The organism is Thalassotalea sp. PLHSN55 (assembly GCF_052030545.1).
Classification (GTDB): Bacteria; Pseudomonadota; Gammaproteobacteria; order Enterobacterales; family Alteromonadaceae; genus CANMXU01.
In genome coordinates this window covers 139,183-158,779 of the sequence record NZ_JBPDIH010000008.1, presented here as the reverse complement: position 1 = coordinate 158,779, position 19,597 = coordinate 139,183, and the positions used below count along the sequence as shown (strand labels likewise).

17 protein-coding genes are annotated in these 19,597 nt (G+C 41.3%); 15 read left to right on the top strand and 2 right to left on the bottom strand.

The window, feature by feature from the left end; genetic code table 11:
- Window positions 1-17: 17 nt before the first annotated feature.
- The 13 genes from urtA to ACRRSQ_RS16055 all read left to right on the top strand — a co-directional run bounded on the left by urtA (window position 18) and on the right by ACRRSQ_RS16055 (window position 11,501).
- Window positions 18-1,301 carry an urea ABC transporter substrate-binding protein gene (urtA, locus tag ACRRSQ_RS16115; protein WP_440876791.1) on the top strand — a complete coding sequence of 428 codons (1,284 nt, stop codon included), beginning with the start codon at window positions 18-20 and terminating at the stop codon, window positions 1,299-1,301.
- Between the two features lie 216 nt (window positions 1,302-1,517).
- Window positions 1,518-3,146, top strand: a complete 1,629-nt coding sequence (urtB, locus tag ACRRSQ_RS16110) for an urea ABC transporter permease subunit UrtB (RefSeq protein WP_440876790.1) — start codon at window positions 1,518-1,520, stop codon at window positions 3,144-3,146.
- A 104-nt stretch (window positions 3,147-3,250) separates the two neighbouring features.
- Entirely contained in the window at window positions 3,251-4,378 is a 1,128-nt protein-coding gene (gene urtC / locus ACRRSQ_RS16105) for an urea ABC transporter permease subunit UrtC (protein WP_440876875.1), read from the top strand.
- Window positions 4,375-5,178: an urea ABC transporter ATP-binding protein UrtD gene (gene urtD / locus ACRRSQ_RS16100; RefSeq protein WP_440876789.1), complete on the top strand. Its 804-nt coding sequence runs from the start codon at window positions 4,375-4,377 to the stop codon at window positions 5,176-5,178. The genes urtC and urtD overlap by 4 nt, the downstream gene beginning before the upstream one ends.
- A 10-nt stretch (window positions 5,179-5,188) precedes the next feature.
- Window positions 5,189-5,884, top strand: a complete 696-nt coding sequence (gene urtE, locus ACRRSQ_RS16095; protein WP_440876788.1) for an urea ABC transporter ATP-binding subunit UrtE — start codon at window positions 5,189-5,191, stop codon at window positions 5,882-5,884.
- A 150-nt stretch (window positions 5,885-6,034) separates the two neighbouring features.
- Complete coding sequence (locus tag ACRRSQ_RS16090) at window positions 6,035-6,955, top strand: urease accessory protein UreD (RefSeq protein ID WP_440876787.1); 921 nt, start codon at window positions 6,035-6,037, stop codon at window positions 6,953-6,955.
- Window positions 6,956-7,027: 72 nt separating this feature from the next.
- Window positions 7,028-7,330, top strand: a complete 303-nt coding sequence (locus ACRRSQ_RS16085; RefSeq protein ID WP_440876786.1) for an urease subunit gamma — start codon at window positions 7,028-7,030, stop codon at window positions 7,328-7,330.
- Between the two features lie 15 nt (window positions 7,331-7,345).
- A complete protein-coding gene (locus ACRRSQ_RS16080) occupies window positions 7,346-7,651 on the top strand; it encodes an urease subunit beta (RefSeq protein ID WP_440876874.1) in 306 nt (101 codons plus the stop codon).
- 25 nt (window positions 7,652-7,676) lie between these two features.
- The gene (gene ureC, locus ACRRSQ_RS16075) at window positions 7,677-9,380 is read left to right on the top strand and encodes an urease subunit alpha (RefSeq protein WP_440876785.1); all 1,704 of its coding nucleotides are present in this window, start codon (window positions 7,677-7,679) and stop codon (window positions 9,378-9,380) included.
- A gap of 33 nt (window positions 9,381-9,413) precedes the next feature.
- The gene (ureE, locus tag ACRRSQ_RS16070) at window positions 9,414-9,893 is read left to right on the top strand and encodes an urease accessory protein UreE (RefSeq protein WP_440876784.1); all 480 of its coding nucleotides are present in this window, start codon (window positions 9,414-9,416) and stop codon (window positions 9,891-9,893) included.
- Window positions 9,883-10,596, top strand: coding sequence for an urease accessory protein UreF (locus tag ACRRSQ_RS16065; RefSeq protein ID WP_440876783.1), 714 nt, complete (start codon window positions 9,883-9,885; stop codon window positions 10,594-10,596). Before ureE ends, ACRRSQ_RS16065 begins: the two co-directional genes overlap by 11 nt.
- A gap of 55 nt (window positions 10,597-10,651) precedes the next feature.
- Window positions 10,652-11,263, top strand: coding sequence for an urease accessory protein UreG (gene ureG, locus ACRRSQ_RS16060; RefSeq protein ID WP_440876782.1), 612 nt, complete (start codon window positions 10,652-10,654; stop codon window positions 11,261-11,263).
- Window positions 11,264-11,315: 52 nt separating this feature from the next.
- Entirely contained in the window at window positions 11,316-11,501 is a 186-nt protein-coding gene (locus ACRRSQ_RS16055; protein WP_440876781.1) for a hypothetical protein, read from the top strand.
- Between the two features lie 81 nt (window positions 11,502-11,582).
- On the opposite strand, the gene ACRRSQ_RS16050 is transcribed toward ACRRSQ_RS16055, so the two are convergent.
- On the bottom strand, window positions 11,583-12,635 hold the full coding sequence (locus ACRRSQ_RS16050) for a 3-deoxy-7-phosphoheptulonate synthase (RefSeq protein WP_440876780.1): 1,053 nt from the start codon (window positions 12,633-12,635) through the stop codon (window positions 11,583-11,585).
- Between the two features lie 113 nt (window positions 12,636-12,748).
- The gene (gene ppsR, locus ACRRSQ_RS16045) at window positions 12,749-13,558 is read right to left on the bottom strand and encodes a posphoenolpyruvate synthetase regulatory kinase/phosphorylase PpsR (protein ID WP_440876779.1); all 810 of its coding nucleotides are present in this window, start codon (window positions 13,556-13,558) and stop codon (window positions 12,749-12,751) included.
- 268 nt (window positions 13,559-13,826) lie between these two features.
- Between ppsR and ppsA the strand changes: the two genes are divergently transcribed.
- On the top strand, window positions 13,827-16,202 hold the full coding sequence (gene ppsA / locus ACRRSQ_RS16040; protein WP_440876778.1) for a phosphoenolpyruvate synthase: 2,376 nt from the start codon (window positions 13,827-13,829) through the stop codon (window positions 16,200-16,202).
- Window positions 16,203-16,370: 168 nt separating this feature from the next.
- Window positions 16,371-19,430: a D-2-hydroxyglutarate dehydrogenase YdiJ gene (ydiJ, locus tag ACRRSQ_RS16035; RefSeq protein WP_440876777.1), complete on the top strand. Its 3,060-nt coding sequence runs from the start codon at window positions 16,371-16,373 to the stop codon at window positions 19,428-19,430.
- The last annotated feature ends 167 nt before the right edge of the window (window positions 19,431-19,597 follow it).

Sequence of the window (19,597 nt, the reverse complement as noted above, 5' to 3'; positions counted from 1 at the left end):
CTTAATAGGAATTTATTATGAAACTTAAAAAAATTATTGCGGCAAGTTCAATTATTGCAAGTAGCTTAGTTGTACAAATGGCGTATGCTGCCGACACCATCAAAGTGGGTGTTTTACATTCATTATCAGGCACTATGGCTATTTCTGAAACCACATTAAAAGATACCGTTTTAATGATGATTGAAGAACAAAACAAAGCCGGTGGTTTACTTGGTAAACAACTAGAACCTGTAGTGGTAGATCCTGCCTCTAACTGGCCTTTATTTGCAGAGAAAACCCGTGAGCTTTTAGCGAAAGAAAAAGTGGATGTTATTTTTGGTTGTTGGACCTCGGTATCACGCAAATCAGCGTTACCGGTGCTTGAAGAGCTAAACGGTTTATTATTCTACCCAGTACAATACGAAGGTGAAGAATCATCTAAAAACGTATTTTACACGGGCGCTGCGCCAAACCAACAAGCCATTCCTGCGGTTGATTACTTAATGGATGAAATTGGCGCAACGCGTTGGGTTTTAGCGGGTACTGACTATGTTTACCCTCGTACGACCAATAAAATCTTAAAGGCGTACTTAAAATCTAAAGGCGTTAAAGACTCAGACATTATGATCAACTATACGCCGTTTGGTCATTCTGATTGGCAAGGTATTGTTTCAAAAATTAAAAAGTTTGGTTCTGCTGGTAAGAAAACCGCTGTTGTGTCAACAATTAACGGTGATGCAAACATTCCTTTTTATAAAGAATTAGGTAACCAAGGTATTTCTGCTGAAGATATTCCCGTGGTTGCGTTCTCGGTAGGTGAAGAAGAACTTTCAGGTTTTGATACTAAACCACTTGTTGGTCATTTAGCGGCTTGGAACTACTTCCAAAGCGTTGAATCTGATGAAAACGAAGCCTTTATTGCAAATTGGAAAAAATACATTGGTGATGACAAGCGCGTAACCAATGACCCGATGGAAGCAACCTATATTGGGTTTAAAATGTGGGCTAAAGCGGTTGAGAAAGTGGGCACAACCGACGTTGACGCTGTTGAGCAAGCACTTATCGGTATTGCTGTTCCTAACTTAACTGGCGGTACAGCGGTTATGAATGCCAACCATCATTTATCTAAGCCAGTGTTAATTGGTGAAATTCAAGAAGATGGTCAATTTGAAGTGGTTTCAGAAACGCCAGATACCGTGATTGGTGATGCATGGTCTAATTTCTTAGACAGCTCTAAAAACCTTATTTCAGATTGGACCGCGCCGGTTTCATGCGGCAACTTCGATGTGAAAACCGCTAAGTGTTCTGGTCAAAATTTCTAAAGGTTTATCTAGAAACAAACCAACACAATAACGTTTAGTTTAATGGGAAGCTTGCTTCCCATTTACTCAAAGCAATTTAATTATCGATATCAGAGTGTTTTGAGTAAATGACCCCGATAAAACCAATAAACATTAAGCACTAAATATAACTTTAAGCTGTTTTAGCAACGACGTGTAAACAGCTTTGTAACTTTACTAGTAACTAAGGACGCCGCAATGTTGCGTATTTTTTCTGTTTTGATCGCTTGTTTGCTGTCATGGCAAACCCTGTCGAGTGAGGCGATCGCTGCTGCAGAAAGCAAACTTCCCTCTTTGTTTAAACAACTCCCTAGCACTAAATTATCAAAAATGAAGGGCTTGATAGAGCAAATTTCAGCAACAAATGAACCGCAAGTGCCCGCGACACTTGAATATTTACTCAACGGTGAATTGTATTATTTAAAAGCCAATAAGCAAATTGTTAGGGCTAAGGTTAATGCCAATAAACGCTATGAGCTAACCGATGTGTTAACTGATACTCCGCTAGAGGCAGTCACTAAAAGTGCCATTAAAAAAATTAAAACCAATAACGCCTTACGGGGGAAAATTAGGGGCTTGTTGGCGCTGTTAGATTTAAGGTCAGCAGATAAAAACATTCGCATTAAAGCAATTAAGCAATTACTCGATAAACCCAATTCAACCGGTATTACCGCAGTAACGGCATTAGTGAATAACGAGCCAGACGAAGACGTGCGCGAATTAATGTCGGTAGCACTTCTTGTTAATCAACTGATTAATGAAGGCCATGAAGCAAAGTTGGCGGCTATTGAACAGTTAAAAACCAGTTTAGAGCCAGCGGTTAAAAACGCAATGAGCAATCAACTTGAAGCGATTGCAGACTCAACAAATGAGCATGATAAAACTTTAGCGGCAGAGTTAACTAAAGCCTTGGCTGATATTGACGATCGCAAAGGTATTTTTGAGTTTCTTGAAACCCTCTTTTTTGGTTTTAGCTTAGGTTCGGTATTATTACTTGCAGCGATTGGCCTAGCTATTACCTTTGGCGTGATGGGGGTAATTAACATGGCGCACGGCGAAATGATGATGCTCGGCGCTTATACCACTTATGTTATTCAACAAGCTTTTCCACAATTGATCGAATACTCATTATTAATGGCCATTCCGGCAGCGTTTTTAGTGTCAGGGTTTGTGGGCGTTTTAATTGAACGTGGCGTTATTCGTCACTTAAAAGGTCGCCCCCTTGAAACCTTACTGGCAACTTTTGGTATTAGCTTAATTTTACAACAACTGGTGCGCAGTATTTTTTCACCACTAAACCGCCAAGTTGCTTCACCAGAGTGGATGAGTGGTTCATGGCAAATCAACCCTGTGTTTTCATTAACCTATAACCGTTTGTATATCATTATCTTTTCTTTAATGGTGTTTGTCGCTTTACTGATGATTTTAAAGAAAACTTCATTGGGTTTACATGTTCGTGCTGTTTCGCAAAACCGCGATATGGCGCGTGCCTTAAGTATTAAAAGTGATTGGGTTGACGCTATCACTTTTGGTTTAGGCTCAGGTATCGCTGGTATTGCCGGTGTCGTCTTAAGCCAATTAACCAATGTTGGCCCTAATTTAGGGCAAGCGTATATCATCGACTCCTTTTTAGTGGTGGTTTTTGGTGGTGTCGGTAATTTATGGGGCACGTTAGTAGCAGCAATGTCGTTAGGTTCAATTAATAAGTTTTTAGAGCCTATAACCGGCTCCGTACTGGCGAACATTATTGTACTAGTTGGCTTAGTGTTGTTCATTCAAAAAAGGCCTAAAGGACTGTTTCCTCAAAAAGGGAGGTCAGCAGACTAATGAGCACTTTAACAAAATCACCAACAACCTCGTCATCAACAGCTGATACTAACACTGGCCTAAATGACTCAGTCACTATACCTGTGAATCATGATATGAAAAGTATGTTTTTGAAAAAATTTGAACAACTTGGCAGTTTGCATTTTGTTATCACCTTATTATTTATTTCAACCTTGTATGTCACGGTTTGTAATTTAGCTTTTGCTGAAGGATCTTTTTTACACGTCAGTGACTACACAGTAAGCCTTTTTGGTAAATATTTATGTTATGCCTTATTGGCACTGGCAGTTGATCTAGTTTGGGGCTATTGCGGCATTTTAAGTTTAGGGCACGGGGCATTTTTTGCCTTAGGTGGCTATGCCATGGGCATGTATTTAATGCGTCAAATTGGCGACCGTGGTGTTTACGGTAACCCAGATTTACCCGATTTTATGGTTTTCCTAAACTGGACCGAAATGCCGTGGTATTGGGCAGGCTCTGACAGTGTTTTATGGATGGTTGCCATGGTCTTTATTGGCCCAGGGTTACTTGCCTATGTGTTTGGTACGTTAGCTTTTCGCTCAAGAGTAAGCGGGGTTTATTTATCGATTATGACCCAAGCGGTTACGTATGCCTTGATGTTAGCTTTTTTCCGCAATGAAATGGGCTTTGGTGGTAACAATGGTTTAACCGATTTTAAAGAAATTTTAGGTTTTTCACTGCAATCACCGACCACTAAATTAGCCTTGTTTATCGCGACAGCGGTGGCTTTAGCCATAGGTTATTTAGTTTCTCATTATATTGTTAACTCAAAAATGGGGCGGGTGGTAACCGCTATTCGTGATGCCGAGTCGAGAGTACGTTTTGTCGGCTTTAAACCGGAACATTACAAATTATGGATATATGTTGTTTCAGCGATGCTAGCTGGCGTTGCTGGTGCTTTATACGTGCCGCAAGTTGGCATTATTAACCCAGGGGAATTTTCACCGCTAAATTCTATTGAAATGGTGGTTTGGGTGGCTATTGGTGGTCGTGGCACCTTATATGGCGCGTTAATTGGCGCGATATTGGTGAGTTATGCCAAAACCCGATTTACCGCCATCATGCCTGAAGCTTGGTTGTTTGCCTTAGGCGGGCTGTTTGTTTTAGTCACGCTATTTCTACCAAAAGGAATTTCTGGGCTATTACCGAATATTTTTGCCAATAAGAACAAACAACAACCGCTGTCAGCCAATGCGGAGGCGAAATCATGATCGTAGATAAAAGTGGCTCACCGTTATTAGCCAATGAAAACATTAGGCCAGATACTCGCCATGGCGTTATTTTATATGTTGAAGATGTCAGTGTCAGTTTTGATGGCTTTAAAGCGTTGAACGATTTAAACCTTTATATTAACGATGGCGAATTGCGTTGTTTAATCGGCGCTAATGGCGCTGGTAAAACCACCTTGATGGATGTTATCACCGGAAAAACTCGGCCAGATACGGGGACGGTAAATTTTGGTCAGCAAGTCGATTTATTAAAACTAAATGAAGCGGAAATTGCGCGAGCGGGCATTGGCCGTAAATTTCAAAAACCAACCGTGTTTGAAGCGCTCAGTGTTTTTGAAAATATTGAATTAAGCCTTACGGGTGATAAAGGCATATTAACCAGCTTGTTTCATAAATTAACTGGTGAGCAAAAAGATCGCATTGGTGAAATTCTTTATACCATAGGTCTTGTTGCAGAATGTCATTATCCTGCGGGCCGTTTATCTCATGGCCAAAAGCAGTGGTTAGAAATCGGCATGTTATTAGCGGCGGATCCAAGAGTATTGTTAGTGGATGAACCTGTCGCGGGTATGACAGGACAAGAAACTGAGCGTACTGCTGAGCTATTAACGTCGCTTGCTGGCAAGCATTCCGTGGTCGTGGTCGAGCATGATATGGCGTTTGTGCGCTCAATTGCACGCACTGTTACCGTTTTACATCAAGGCTCGGTATTGGCTGAAGGTAGCATGAGTGAAATTCAAGCAAATCCTGACGTTATTCAAGTCTACCTTGGCGAAGAGTAAGAGAGTAAAGATGATTGAATTATCTAAAGTAAATCAAAAATACGGCGGTACGCAAATTTTATGGGATCTCGATCTCAAAATAGCTAAGGGCTCACGTACCTGTATTATGGGGCGCAATGGTGTGGGGAAAACCACACTGTTAAAAGCCATTATGGGCTTATTGCCAATTAGCTCTGGCTCGTTAAAAATAAATGACCAATACATGACTAAAGGTAACGTTGAGTCTCGTCCTGAAATCGGCGTAGGTTATGTGCCGCAAGGTCGTCATATTTTTCCTCAGCTAACGGTTGAAGAAAATTTAAAAATAAGTTTGAACTGTAAACGTCAGAAAAGTAAAACCATTCCTGAGCATGTATTTGAGCTCTTTCCGGTATTAAAAGAAATGTTACATCGTCGCGGTGGTGATTTATCGGGTGGTCAGCAGCAGCAATTGGCCATTGGCCGTGCTTTAGTGCTAAACCCAGACATTTTAATTTTAGATGAACCTAATGAAGGTATTCAGCCAAATATCGTGCAACTTATTCGTGATGTGTTATTAAAACTCAATAAAGAACATGGCATGACTATTATTTTAGTTGAGCAAAAATTACCTTTTGCTCGCGCCGTTGGTGAAGCTTTTCATTTAATGGAAAAAGGCCAAGTGATCGCCTCAGGTGAAATGGACGAGTTGACTGACGAATTAGTCGCTAAGTATTTATCTGTGTAATAAAGCGTTGAAATTTGGCCTAATAATATTGCGAATGACCTTTGACACTGATATAAAAGGTGCTGATTAAAATTTCGCGCTAAGGTTATTTAGCTCTAATTAGCTTAATGAAAAATAAAGGTTTTTAATAATTTTGATGTTAGCAATACAATGATCACCGAAACGCAAAATATACCGTTAACCGGTAATGTTAAGCCTATAGCTAATATGCGCCAATGGCTTGCGAGTTTAAGCCTAGTTTTTAGCCATTCAAATTTTGGTACGGCATTAGCTGCAACAAAACGACAAGGGCCATTATCGGTTCAAAAAGCTTTTTACCCGGAAGGGCGTGATTGCGCCCATATCTATTTGTTACATCCGCCAGCGGGAATTGTTTCCGGCGATCAATTACGAATATCGCTTGAACTACAAAAAAATGCACATGTGTTAGTGACAACTCCCGGGGCTAATCGCTTTTACCGTGCCCGCGAAGATCAAAGCATTGGCGAATCTAAGCAACTGCAAATAACCACTTTTAGCCTAGCTCAACACGCTATTTGTGAAAATTTCCCTCAAGAAACGATTGTTTATGAAGGCGCTGATGCCGTAAATACAGTAGATATTCACCTTAGCTCGAGTAGCGTTTATTTCGGTTGGGACATTAGCTGTTTAGGTTTGCCGAGTTCAAATCAGCCATTCAAGCATGGCTCGTATACCCAACTAAACCGATTATATTGTGATAATAAACTCATTTATCATGATCGTATCGCAATATCCCCGAATAACCAGCTTATGGCTCATTCGGCAGGTTTAGCAGGGCGAAGTGTTTTTGCCACTTTTCTTGTATATGCACCTAAACAACTTGCTTTGGCGAGTGAACGACAACAATTAGTTGAGCACTTGCGCGAAATCATCGAGCAACAACACGCGGAAAACAAAGTGAGCATAACGGATATTAAAGGCTTGTTAGTGATACGGTATCTTGGGGAGCAGGCCAATGAAGCAAAACACTTGTTCATTCGCTTGTGGCAGCATTTACGCCCGCAACTCATCAGTAACAGTGCGGTTGAGCCGAGAGTATGGCATACCTAATATCAGTGAGCGCCAGTGAGCCAACAGAGCGTTAGCTAAGCGAAAAATTAAGTCTTGATTAAAGAGAATGTTATGGATTTATTACCTAGAGAAAAAGATAAGTTATTGTTATTTACTGCGGCGCTATTAGCCGAGCGCCGCCTAAAACGCGGCGTAAAGTTAAATTACCCTGAAGCGATGGCTTATATTTCCATGGAAATTATGGAAGGGGCTCGCGATGGTAAAACGGTCGCACAAATGATGGATTACGGTAGAACATTACTGACTCGTGAGCAAGTCATGGAAGGCATTCCCGAGCTGTTAGCTGAAGTACAAGTGGAAGCAACCTTTCCCGACGGTACTAAACTGGTTACCGTTCACAACCCCATTGTATAAAGGAGCCTGACTATGTTGATCCCCGGAGAAATCAAAACCGATGACGGTGTGCACGAGTTAAATGTAGGGTATGCCAAAATTAAAGTCACTGTTGCTAATTCAGGTGACCGGCCCATACAAATTGGCTCTCATTATCACTTTTATGAAGTAAATTCGGCTTTAGTGTTTGATCGAGAGGCGTGCAAAGGTTACCGCTTAGATATTACCTCAAGCACAGCAGTGCGTTTTGAACCGGGACAAGAACGTGAAGTCACCCTAGTGGCTTATCGAGGCAAACGTAAAGTGTATGGTTTTCGCGGCGATGTTCAAGGAGCTCTTTAACCTTTAGGTTAACAGGTAAAAAATTATGGCAAATATTGATAAACATGCATACGCACATATGTTCGGGCCAACTGTCGGCGACCGCGTTCGTTTAGCTGACACTGACTTGTGGTTAGAAGTTGAAAAAGATTTCACCACTTACGGTGAAGAAGTGAAATTTGGTGGCGGTAAAGTCATCCGCGATGGCATGGGGCAAAGCCAAGCGTCATGTTTTGCAACGGTTGATTTGGTGATCACCAATGCGTTAATTGTTGATCACTGGGGCATTATCAAAGCGGATGTGGGCATTAAAGACGGCCGCATAGCAATTATTGGTAAAGCCGGAAATCCTGATATACAAGACAATATTGATATCGAAATAGGGCCGGGCACTGAAGTGATCGCCGGTGAAGGACAAATTTTAACCGCAGGCGGCATTGACGCGCATATTCATTTTATTTGTCCTCAACAAATTGACGAAGCGCTTATGTCAGGCGTTACGACCATGATCGGCGGCGGCACAGGGCCTGCGACAGGAACCAATGCCACCACTTGTACGCCGGGGCCTTGGTATATACATAAAATGTTGCAAGCTACTAACGACTTTCCGATGAACTTTGGCTTTTTAGGTAAAGGCAATGCGAGTTTACCGTTAGCGATTGAAGAGCAAATTGAAGCTGGCGTGTGTGGTTTAAAATTACATGAAGATTGGGGCACAACACCTGCGGCAATTGACAACTGTTTAACTGTCGCCGAAAAATACGATGTCCAGGTGGCAATTCATACCGATACCTTAAACGAGTCGGGGTTTGTTGAAGATACTATTGGCGCATTTAAAGGGCGTACTATTCATACTTACCATACTGAAGGTGCCGGCGGCGGGCATTCACCTGACATTATTCGAGCTTGTGGTGAAGCCAATGTATTACCATCGTCAACCAACCCAACACGACCTTATACCATTAATACCATCGACGAGCATTTAGACATGCTGATGGTGTGTCATCACTTAGATCCGAATATTCCAGAAGATATTGCTTTTGCCGATTCTCGTATTCGCAAAGAAAGTATTGCCGCTGAAGATATTATGCATGACTTAGGGGCGATTAGTATGATTTCATCTGACTCGCAAGCGATGGGACGTGTAGGGGAGATGATCACTCGCACCTGGCAAACTGCCCATAAAATGAAACAACAACGTGGCCCATTAGCACCTGATACTGAGCGTAATGATAATTTTAGAATTAAACGCTACATTGCCAAATACACCATTAATCCGGCGATAAGCCACGGCGTAAGCCATGAAGTAGGCTCTATTGAAGTGGGCAAACTTGCTGATATTGTTATGTGGAAGCCGGCTTTTTTCGGCATAAAACCAGCCATGATCATTAAATCTGGTTTTATCGCTGCCGCGCCTATGGGGGATGCTAATGCCTCTATTCCTACCCCTCAGCCGGTCTATTATCGCCCAATGTTTGGCTCGTATGGTTTAGCAACGGCGAAAATATCGATGACCTTTATGTCACAAGCCTCGATTGATAAAGGCGTACCAGAAAAAATTGGCATGACACGTATGGTTGGCGTATGTAAAAACACCCGTAATGTGGGTAAAGCCGACATGGTGCATAACAGCTGGCAACCGACAATTGAAGTGGATGCTCAAACCTATGAAGTAAGAGCAAATGGCGAGTTACTCACGTGTGAGCCGGCCACTGAGTTACCACTGGCGCAGCGCTACACCTTATTTTAAAAAACTCAAAGTAGTAAAAGGAATAAAGAGTTAATGTTAAAAGCATTTGAACGATTTGATCACATTCACCAAGCAATTGATGATGCCATCACTCTAGATCACGATACCCGCAAAAAAGCGCGGATTAAAGGCGTAACAGATAAGGGCAGCGCTATTGGTATTTTTATGGAGCGCGGCCATCCACTCCTTATTGGTGAAATTTTAAAAACCGAATGCGGTTTATTTATTGAAATTAAAGGCCAAGCAGAAGAAGTTACTACCGCAGTTGCTACTGATTGGCTAACGTTTGCTAAAGTGTGTTATCACTTAGGCAACCGACATACGTCGATGCAAATTGGTGAATTATGGCTGCGTTTTAAGCCGGATCATGTTTTAGAAGAATTAGCACAAAACTATGGCTTAACCATCAACCACACTCCGGCGGTATTTTCGCCTGAAAATGGTGCTTACGCTAAAGGCGGCCATTCGCATAGTCATGGTGAACATGAACATGAACATGAACATGAACACTAATGCTAGCGTGCAAATAAACACGAGCAACGGCATTAAGTTAAGTCGTTTATTGCAATTGTGCAGCGCTAATTTGCCCGTTGGTGGCTTCTCATTTTCGCAAGGCTTAGAATTTGCAGTCGACAACGGCTGGATAAATAATTCATCAGATACTGCAAGTTGGATTGAAATTAATTTATTTGAAGCGATAGCCCGCACCGACTTAGCCATTTTAGCGCGTTTATATCGCGCGATAGCAAATGATAATGTCAGTGATTTTCAATATTGGGATCAGCATTTACAAGCTTGCCGAGAAAGTAGTGAATTATTGCTAGCCGATGTGGCGATGGGCAAAGCCCTAATTCGTTTGTTAACTAATCTCGACCGAATCGACGAGAAAAATTATCAACACTTTTTACCCGGTTCAGATATTAGTTTTGTTAGTGCCTTTGCTTTAACTGCCTATTTATGTGAGCTTGACCTGACCTCGGTGCAAAGTGGCTATTGCTGGACGTTTATCGATAACCAAGTGGCTGCAGCAACCAAGTTGGTACCTTTAGGACAAACTCAAGCGCAGAACTTATTGTTTGATTTAACAGAGAAAGTTGATGCTGCGATTGCAGTGGCTGAAAAGTTAACTGACGATGAAATTGGCGGTAGCCTACCGCATTTAGCGATGGCAAGTGCATGGCACGAAACACAATATAGCCGGTTGTTTCGTTCGTAATAAAATCAATGAATAAAAAATTAAGCGTTAACATTTAAATTCAAGAGAGAAAAAAATGAAAAAACAAGTATTACGCATAGGTGTTGGTGGCCCGGTTGGCTCAGGTAAAACCGCATTATTACGCGAGCTTTGTTTAGCGCTTCGCGATAAATACAACATGGCCGTAGTCACTAACGATATTTATACCCGTGAAGATGCTGAGTTTTTAACTAAACATAACGCCTTGGCGCAAGACCGTATTCTAGGTGTTGAAACTGGGGGCTGTCCGCATACCGCAATTCGCGAAGATGCCTCAATGAATCTAGCGGCTATTGACGAATTACAAGAGCGTCATCCCGATTTAGATTTTGTGCTCGTTGAAAGTGGCGGTGATAACTTAAGCGCGACTTTTAGCCCAGAGTTATCCGATTTAACTATTTATGTTATCGATGTTTCTGCTGGCGATAAAATTCCCCGCAAAGGTGGTCCAGGTATTACCAAATCTGATCTATTGATCATTAATAAAATTGATGTTGCTGAGCTTGTTGGTGCATCGTTAGAGGTGATGGACAGAGATGCGAAAAAAATGCGCGGCCAGCGCCCGTTTATTTTCAGTAATATGAAAACCAAACAAGGGTTAGACGACATCATTCGCTTTATTGAACAAGAAGGGATGTTGTCGGTGTAAAACTGACTCAAAACATCGCCAATTTAATATCATTAACTATTAGGACATTAAGATGAAGTTTATAACTATTATTTTCACACTACTGTTTAGTTTTTCTGCCATGGCGCATGATGATCACTACTTAGGTGACGGCATGCTGCATAATATTGTGCATGCGTGTTTATTCTGTTTAGCTGCGATAGCGTGTTATAAAGTAGGGCAATATATCCGCCAAAGGTTCTTTAATAAAGCGCAATAAAATGGCTATGTTAGCTAGCTAAGTATCATCAAAAAAGCCGTGAAATTTCACGGCTTTTTGCTAAAGTTTATTTTGCTGTGATTATTTATTTGCTTGGCTTACTGCATCAGCTAACAAGGCAAGAATGTCGGCACTGGTATCTAAATCAACACAGGCATCGGTAATGCTTTGCCCATAAACAAGTGGCTCGTTTGGCAGAACGCTTTGATTACCGGCAACTAAAAAGCTTTCGATCATCACGCCAAAAATAGCGGAATCACCTGTGGCGACTTGCTCTGCAATTGAGCGTGCCACATCAATTTGCTTATTATGATCTTTACATGAGTTGCCGTGGCTACAATCAACCATGATTTTGGTTTCAACTTTTGCTTGGCTGAGTTTTTCTGCGACATCGCTAACATGTTCAGCGCTATAGTTTGGCTCTTTTCCGCCACGTAAAATCACGTGTGCAGACGGGTTGCCATGGGTTTGATAAATACACATTTGCCCATTTTTATCAGGCGAGTAAAGTACATGAGGTACGCTTGACGCTTTAATCGCATCGATGGCAATTTTTACATTACCGTCGGTACCGTTTTTAAAACCGACCGGGCATGAAAGCGCTGACGCTAATTCGCGGTGAACTTGGCTTTCTGTCGTACGTGCACCAATAGCACCCCAGCTGATCAAGTCAGAAATGTATTGACCGGTAACCATATCTAAAAATTCAGTGGTTGCTGGTAGACCAAGCTTGTTTATATCAAGTAATAAGTTACGGGCAAGGTTTAATCCTTTGGCAACATTAAAGGACTTATCAAGGTCTGGATCGCTAATTAAGCCTTTCCAACCCACGGTGGTACGCGGCTTTTCAAAATAAACCCGCATCACGATCAATAATTCGTTTTGGTATTTTTCATGAAAAGGTTTTAGCTTTTTGGCGTAATCAACGGCAGCTTCGGTATCGTGAATCGAACACGGACCAATAACCACTAATAAACGTTTATCTTCACCTCGAATAATAGCTTCAATTTCTTTACGACTTGCCATAATAAAATCGGCGGTTTCTTGGTCTAAAGGAATTTGCGCGGCAAGCTCTGCCGGTGAAACTAAGTTGTCAATGAGGGTGGTGCGTAGTTCGTCAGTTTTTATGGTCATAGGTCATCTTTAAGCCATTTATCGGCATGAGTAAATAAATCGCTGCTACGATAGCGAAAATGGCTTTAGATGTGAACTGCTTTCAGGGTTTTAGATGAAAAATTCCTTTGTATTTAGTACTTATATCTTTGCAAGCCTGTTTCGGAAAGTATTTTGGCAGTAATTTCTTCTACTGAAAACTTAGTGGTATTAAGAAAAGGAATTTTTTCTTTCTTATAAAGCTTCTCTACTTCACGTATTTCCATACGACATTGTCTTGCTGAGGCATATTTACTGTTCGACATTCTGCCATCTCGAATATCCATTAAACGTTGGGCGTCTATGGTTAAGCCAAATATTTTATTTTTATGCATTTTTAAACACGCAGGTAACTTAAGCTCGTCCATATCATCGTCGGTAAATGGGTAGTTGGCCGCTTTGATCCCGTACTGTAATGCCAAATAGAGCGAGGTTGGGGTTTTGCCAGAGCGAGAAACACCCACCAGAATAACGTCAGCATGCTCGTAATTGTCGACTTTACCACCATCATCGTTTGCCAAGGCGTAGTTTACCGCATCAATACGGTAGTCGTAGCTGTTTTCGTGAATGCTATGTGTTCTATGGGCTTTTGGTTTTGCCGTAACACCCAGTTGTTGCTCAAGTGGCGCAACAAAGTGTTCTAAAAAATTATAAATAATGCCGTCGCAACTATCGATAATCTCTCGAATTTCTGGCTTAACAAAAGTATGAAATACTAACGGTGGCTCACCTGAGCGACTTGCTGTTTTATTAATGAGCTCACGTGCTTCATGTGCTTTTTCTACACTTTCAACAAATGAAATGGTTTGATGTTGAAATTCAACAGGAAATAAAGATAGTAGCGCATGACCAAACACCTCAGAAGTGATAGCCGTGCCGTCAGAAATATAAAATGCTGTACGCATAAATGCCTCAAAAAGTACTAAACTGAAAAATAACGTAAATCAAACTTAATTAACCAATATGTATCATTAAAAACACTTAATGAATAGCAATAATCATGTATAGATTGATTTGCTTTAAATTATTCGAGTATCTTTGGTTGAAAGTTTACATAATCGCTTTCAGTTTTTTATTGGAGCAGTGTAGAATATTAGCGCTGTCAAAGTTTTTGCGATATCGATAGCGTCAATCGAATTAAAACTTATTATTTATCCTTAATGGAGAATTGTTGTGCAAGAAAACGTGCTTTGGTATGAACACTTAGGTATGGGCGATGTAGACCGTGTTGGCGGTAAAAATGCATCACTTGGTGAAATGATTTCGAATTTAGCAAACGTTGGCGTACAAGTGCCTGGCGGTTTTGCTACTACTTCATATGCGTTTAACGAGTTTTTAGAGCAAAGTGGCTTAAATGATAAAATTTATCAGTTACTTGATACATTAGATGTGAGCGATGTTAATGCGCTAGCTCAATGTGGCGAAACCATCCGCCAATGGGTTATCGACACGCCATTTCTTCCACAAATGCAAAAAGATATTGAAGCGGCCTACGAGCAACTTGCCGGTGGTTTTGCAGATGATGCGTCTTTTGCAGTACGTTCTTCTGCAACAGCTGAAGATATGCCGGATGCTTCTTTTGCTGGTCAGCAAGAAACCTTTCTAAACGTTCGCGGTTTAGAGTCAGTAATGGTGGCGATTAAGCACGTATTTGCGTCTTTATTTAACGATCGCGCCATTTCATACCGAGTACACCAAGGTTACGACCACCGTGGCGTCGCCTTATCTGCCGGTATTCAGCGTATGGTGCGCAGTGATATTGCATCATCTGGCGTGATGTTCTCAATTGATACTGAATCAGGTTTTGAAGATGTTGTCTTTATCACCTCAAGTTACGGCTTAGGTGAAATGGTGGTACAAGGCGCAGTAAACCCTGATGAATTTTACGTGCACAAACCAACACTTGCTAATGGCAACCCAGCGGTAATTCGACGCAACATTGGTAGTAAAGCCATTAAAATGATTTACGCTGATAGCACAGCTCACGGCAAACAAGTTGAAGTGGTTGATATTGAAGAAAAAGATTCAAATCAATTTTCACTTACCGACGCCGAAGTGCAAGAGCTGGCCAAACAAGCCGTAATTATTGAAAAACATTATCAACGTCCGATGGACATTGAATGGGCAAAAGATGGCTTAGACGGCAAGCTATATATTGTTCAAGCGCGCCCTGAAACGGTAAAAAGTCGTGAAAACGCTAATGTAATGGAACAGTTCCAGTTACAAAGCAGCGCGAATATCATTTGTGAAGGTCGCTCGATTGGCCACAAAATAGGTAGTGGTGAGGCAAAAGTTCTATCGTCACTGGCTGAAATGGATAAAATTTTACCTGGCGATGTATTGGTTACAGACATGACTGATCCTGATTGGGAACCAATCATGAAGCGTGCTTCTGCAATTGTCACGAATCGCGGTGGTCGTACGTGTCACGCCGCTATTATTGCGCGCGAAATGGGCATTCCTGCCGTTGTTGGCTGTGGTGATGCAACATCAAAAATTTCAAATGGTGACGAAATTACCGTTTCATGTGCCGAAGGTGATACTGGCTTTATTTATCAAGGTAAACTTGAGTACACGGTAACCACTTCAGAAGTTGATTCAATGCCTGATTTACCACTTAAAATCATGATGAATGTTGGTAACCCAGATCGCGCGTTTGCGTTTGCACGGTTACCACATGCAGGTATTGGTTTAGCGCGTCTTGAATTTATCATTAATAAAATGATCGGTGTGCACCCTAAAGCTCTACTTAATTTCGATACTCAGTCGATTGATCTTCAAGAAGAAATTACAGATATTATTGCCGGTTATGAAAGCCCGGTAGAGTTTTACATTACTAAACTTGTTGAAGGTATTTCTACACTAGCAGCCGCTTATGCGCCTGAGCGTGTGATCGTGCGTATGTCTGATTTTAAATCAAACGAATATGCCAACCTGGTTGGCGGCGAACATTACGAGCCCGATGAAGAAAATCCAATGATCGGTTACCGTGGTGCATCGCGTTATATCTCGCAAGATTTTAGAGATTGTTTTGCGCTTGAATGTGAAGCGATAAAACGTGTTCGCAATGAAATGGGCTTAACTCATGTTGAGATTATGATCCCATTTGTTCGTACGTTAGAAGAAGCGACTGCGGTTATCGATATTTTGGCAGAGCACGGTTTAAAACGTGGTGAAAACGGCTTAAAAGTGATCATGATGTGTGAATTGCCATCAAATGCGCTGTTAGCGGATAAGTTCTTAGATCACTTTGATGGCTTCTCAATCGGCTCAAACGATTTAACGCAATTAACTTTAGGCTTAGATCGCGACTCAGGTTTAATTGCTCACTTGTTTGATGAACGCAACGAAGCGATTAAAATCTTGTTAGAAATGGCGATTAAAGCCTGTAAAGCTCGTGGTAAGTATGTGGGGATTTGTGGGCAAGGTCCGTCAGATCACGCCGACTTCGCCGCATGGTTGGTTGAACAGGGCATAGACAGCGTATCGCTTAATCCAGATACTGTGTTACCAACTTGGTTGTACTTAGCCGAACAACACGGTAAATAATAACGCTTAACGTTACTATTACTGTTTAAGTTTGCATTAAAGCTTAAGAACATATTGTTATTGCACATGTTTTAACAAAAAGTTCTTAGGCTTTTTTTATTTCTGTTCAAAATTACAAAAATCTCGTGTTACAATCGAATTCTCTACAGAATTTACGAATAATGTCACATGTTACCTAGGTTAGACCATCAATCACTTATCTCTCCGTTATATAATGCTTTTTCTGAAACCTTAAAAGCGCACCACTTTACTGGTGACATCAACTGTCAGTACGGCGCACGTTTAGCTGTGGCAACAGATAACAGTGTTTATCAGCAACTGCCGCAATTAGTGTTGCACCCACGCACCAAAGCAGATATTCAATTAATTGCTCAATTGGCTGATACAGAAAAGTTTCAGGCGATAAAATTTAGCGCACGCGGCGGCGGAACCGGCACCAATGGTCAAAGTTTAACGCCGGGTGTGGTGGTTGATTTATCAAAATACATGAACCGTGTGTTAGAAATTAACGTAGAAGAAAACTGGGTACGTGTTGAAGCGGGTGTCGTTAAAGATCAGTTAAATGACTTTTTAAGACCGCATGGATTTTTCTTTTCACCAGATTTATCTACCAGTAACCGCGCAACGTTAGGCGGCATGATCAATACTGACGCCTCAGGTCAAGGCTCGTTAGTGTATGGTAAGACTTCTGATCATGTCTTGGGATTAGAAAGTGTATTGGCTAATGGTGAGTTATTAGCAACATCGCCGATGACCATCGAACAAGCAGAAGAAATAGCGACTCAGCCAACTTCTGTGGGTGAAATTTATAAACAAGTGATTGCTGCCTGTCGTGATAATCGCCAACTTATTTTAGATAAATTTCCACGTTTAAATCGTTTTTTAACAGGCTACGATTTAGAGCATGTATTTAACGACGATTTAACCAAATTTGACTTAACACGTCTAATCACCGGCTCAGAAGGGTCATTAGCTTTTGTTTGTGAAGCGAAATTAAATTTAACAAAAATTCCACATGCCAAAACCTTAGTTAATATTAAATACGACAGCTTTGACTCGGCACTGCGCCATTCACCAAGTTTAGTGAAAGCAAAAGCCACTTCAGTTGAAACCATTGACAGTAAAGTACTGAATTTAGCAAAACAAGATATTGTTTGGCATTCAGTTAGCGAGCTTTTAACGGATGTCGAAGGGCAAGTGATGGACGGCATTAACATTGTTGAATACAACGGTGAAGATGCTGATTTAATTGAACAGCAAGTGGCCGAGCTGTCGAAAAGCCTTGATCAAGATATTGCACAAGGCAAAGGGGTGATCGGTTATCAAATTACGTCAGATCTCGCTAGCATCAACAAATTATACGCTATGCGTAAAAAAGCGGTTGGCTTGTTAGGTAATACTGATGGCAGCCAAAAACCATTGGCATTTGCCGAAGATACTGCGGTGCCGCCTGAAAATTTAGCGGACTTTATCGCAGAGTTTCGTCAACTATTAGATGACAAACAATTGCATTACGGCATGTTTGGTCATGTTGATGCCGGCGTTTTACATGTTAGACCAGCACTTGATATGTGCGATCCCGAGCAAGAAAAATTACTGCGTGATATTTCAGATAAAGTGGTTGCCTTAACGGCAAAATATGGCGGCTTGATGTGGGGTGAACATGGTAAAGGTTACCGCAGCGAATACGGACCTGAATTTTTTGGTGAAGCGCTATTTTTAGAGCTTCGAAAAATAAAAACAGCTTTTGACCCGCACAATAAAATGAACCCGGGAAAAATCTGTACGCCGGTAGATTCTAACGAGCAGCTTGTGTCAGTTGACGGTGTTAAGCGCGGCTTTTACGACAGGCAAATTCCAGTAACGGTTAAAGACTCTTTCACCAGTGCACTTGATTGTAACGGCAACGGTTTATGTTTTAATTACGACGTGAATAGCCCAATGTGCCCATCAAGCAAGGTAACGCGTGACCGAAGACATTCTCCCAAAGGTAGAGCTGGCTTGATGCGTGAGTGGTTGCGTCTTGTTGAAAATAAAGGCGTCGATGTTTTAGCTTTAGAGCAAAATATCGACGGCTGGTCGGTAAAACAACTGCTAGATAAGATTAAAGCGCAGTTTGTTAAAGAAAATAAAGACGATTTTTCACACGAAGTGATGGATGCCATGGCAGGTTGTTTAGCGTGTAAAGCCTGTGCAAGCCAATGCCCGATAAAAGTGGATGTGCCCGATTTTAGAGCGCGATTTGTTAACCTTTATCACACTCGCTACTTCAGACCATTAAAAGATCACCTAGTTGCAAATGTTGAATTATTAGCACCACTAATGGCAAAAGCGCCTAAATTAGTGAATGCCGTTATCGATAATAAGCTGTATAGCAAAATATCTGAAAAGACGATTGGTTATGTTGATACGCCACTACTTTCTGTACCGACATTAGCCGAGCGCATCGCAGCGCAAAAATATGAAATGTTTGATTTAGAGTATTTCAAATCGATTAATGAGCAGAAAAAACAAGATTATGTATTTATCGTGCAAGACCCGTTCACCACATTTTATGACGCTACTTCGGTTGAGTCGTTAATGGGGCTTGCTAAAGCGCTAGGCTTTAAACCGGTTTTATTACCGTTTAAACCGAACGGTAAAGCGCAACACGTTAAAGGCTTTTTAAATCGCTTTGCTAAAACGGCGAAATCAGCCGCAGCGTTTTTAAATGAACTATCGGCACTTAATATTCCGTTGGTTGGCATCGATGCCTCGTTGGTATTGTGTTATCGCGATGAATATAAACAAGTATTAGGTGAAAAACGTGGCGATTTTAATGTACAGCTAGTACATGAATGGCTAACCACAGTTATTGACAGTAATGACAGTCGTTTACCGGCCAAGCTTGAAAATGTAGCGACAAATTATCAATTATTTGGTCACTGTACTGAAAAAACAGCTTTACCAAATAGTGAAAGCCAATGGCAGGCAATATTTAGCTATTTTGGCTTAAGCTTAAACAAGGTTGCGGTAGGGTGTTGTGGTATGGCGGGAACTTATGGTCATGAAAAACAAAACCAAGAAAACTCAAAAAGCTTATTTGAATTAAGCTGGCAGCCTAAGTTAGCTGATTTTTCAAACGAACAAGTATTGGCCACTGGTTTTTCATGTCGAAGTCAAACTAAACGCATGGCGCAGTTTAAACCTAAACATCCAGTTCAGGCGCTATTAGAACATTTTAGTTAAATAAACTGGACCACAACAAACAAAAGCCAGCGTTTTGCGCTGGCTTTTTTGTTTTCTAATTGCAAGCAAAAACAAAGGGGTCGGTGACATTTAATTTCAAACTTGAATCAAGACAATATGATTGAGTTTAGCTTATAACTATGTCACCGACCCCATTTGTGGTTTGA

Coding starts and splice junctions, on each gene's coding strand:
- ureC (WP_440876785.1), top strand. CDS start 7,677: ATGGCAAATATTGATAAACATGCATACGCACATATGTTCGGGCCAACT.
- ydiJ (WP_440876777.1), top strand. CDS start 16,371: ATGTTACCTAGGTTAGACCATCAATCACTTATCTCTCCGTTATATAAT.
- urtE (WP_440876788.1), top strand. CDS start 5,189: ATGATTGAATTATCTAAAGTAAATCAAAAATACGGCGGTACGCAAATT.
- urtA (WP_440876791.1), top strand. CDS start 18: ATGAAACTTAAAAAAATTATTGCGGCAAGTTCAATTATTGCAAGTAGC.
- ureE (WP_440876784.1), top strand. CDS start 9,414: ATGTTAAAAGCATTTGAACGATTTGATCACATTCACCAAGCAATTGAT.
- ACRRSQ_RS16065 (WP_440876783.1), top strand. CDS start 9,883: ATGAACACTAATGCTAGCGTGCAAATAAACACGAGCAACGGCATTAAG.
- ACRRSQ_RS16050 (WP_440876780.1), bottom strand. CDS start 12,635: ATGACCATAAAAACTGACGAACTACGCACCACCCTCATTGACAACTTA.
- ureG (WP_440876782.1), top strand. CDS start 10,652: ATGAAAAAACAAGTATTACGCATAGGTGTTGGTGGCCCGGTTGGCTCA.
- ACRRSQ_RS16085 (WP_440876786.1), top strand. CDS start 7,028: ATGGATTTATTACCTAGAGAAAAAGATAAGTTATTGTTATTTACTGCG.
- urtD (WP_440876789.1), top strand. CDS start 4,375: ATGATCGTAGATAAAAGTGGCTCACCGTTATTAGCCAATGAAAACATT.
- urtC (WP_440876875.1), top strand. CDS start 3,251: ATGTTTTTGAAAAAATTTGAACAACTTGGCAGTTTGCATTTTGTTATC.
- urtB (WP_440876790.1), top strand. CDS start 1,518: ATGTTGCGTATTTTTTCTGTTTTGATCGCTTGTTTGCTGTCATGGCAA.
- ACRRSQ_RS16090 (WP_440876787.1), top strand. CDS start 6,035: ATGATCACCGAAACGCAAAATATACCGTTAACCGGTAATGTTAAGCCT.
- ppsR (WP_440876779.1), bottom strand. CDS start 13,558: ATGCGTACAGCATTTTATATTTCTGACGGCACGGCTATCACTTCTGAG.
- ACRRSQ_RS16055 (WP_440876781.1), top strand. CDS start 11,316: ATGAAGTTTATAACTATTATTTTCACACTACTGTTTAGTTTTTCTGCC.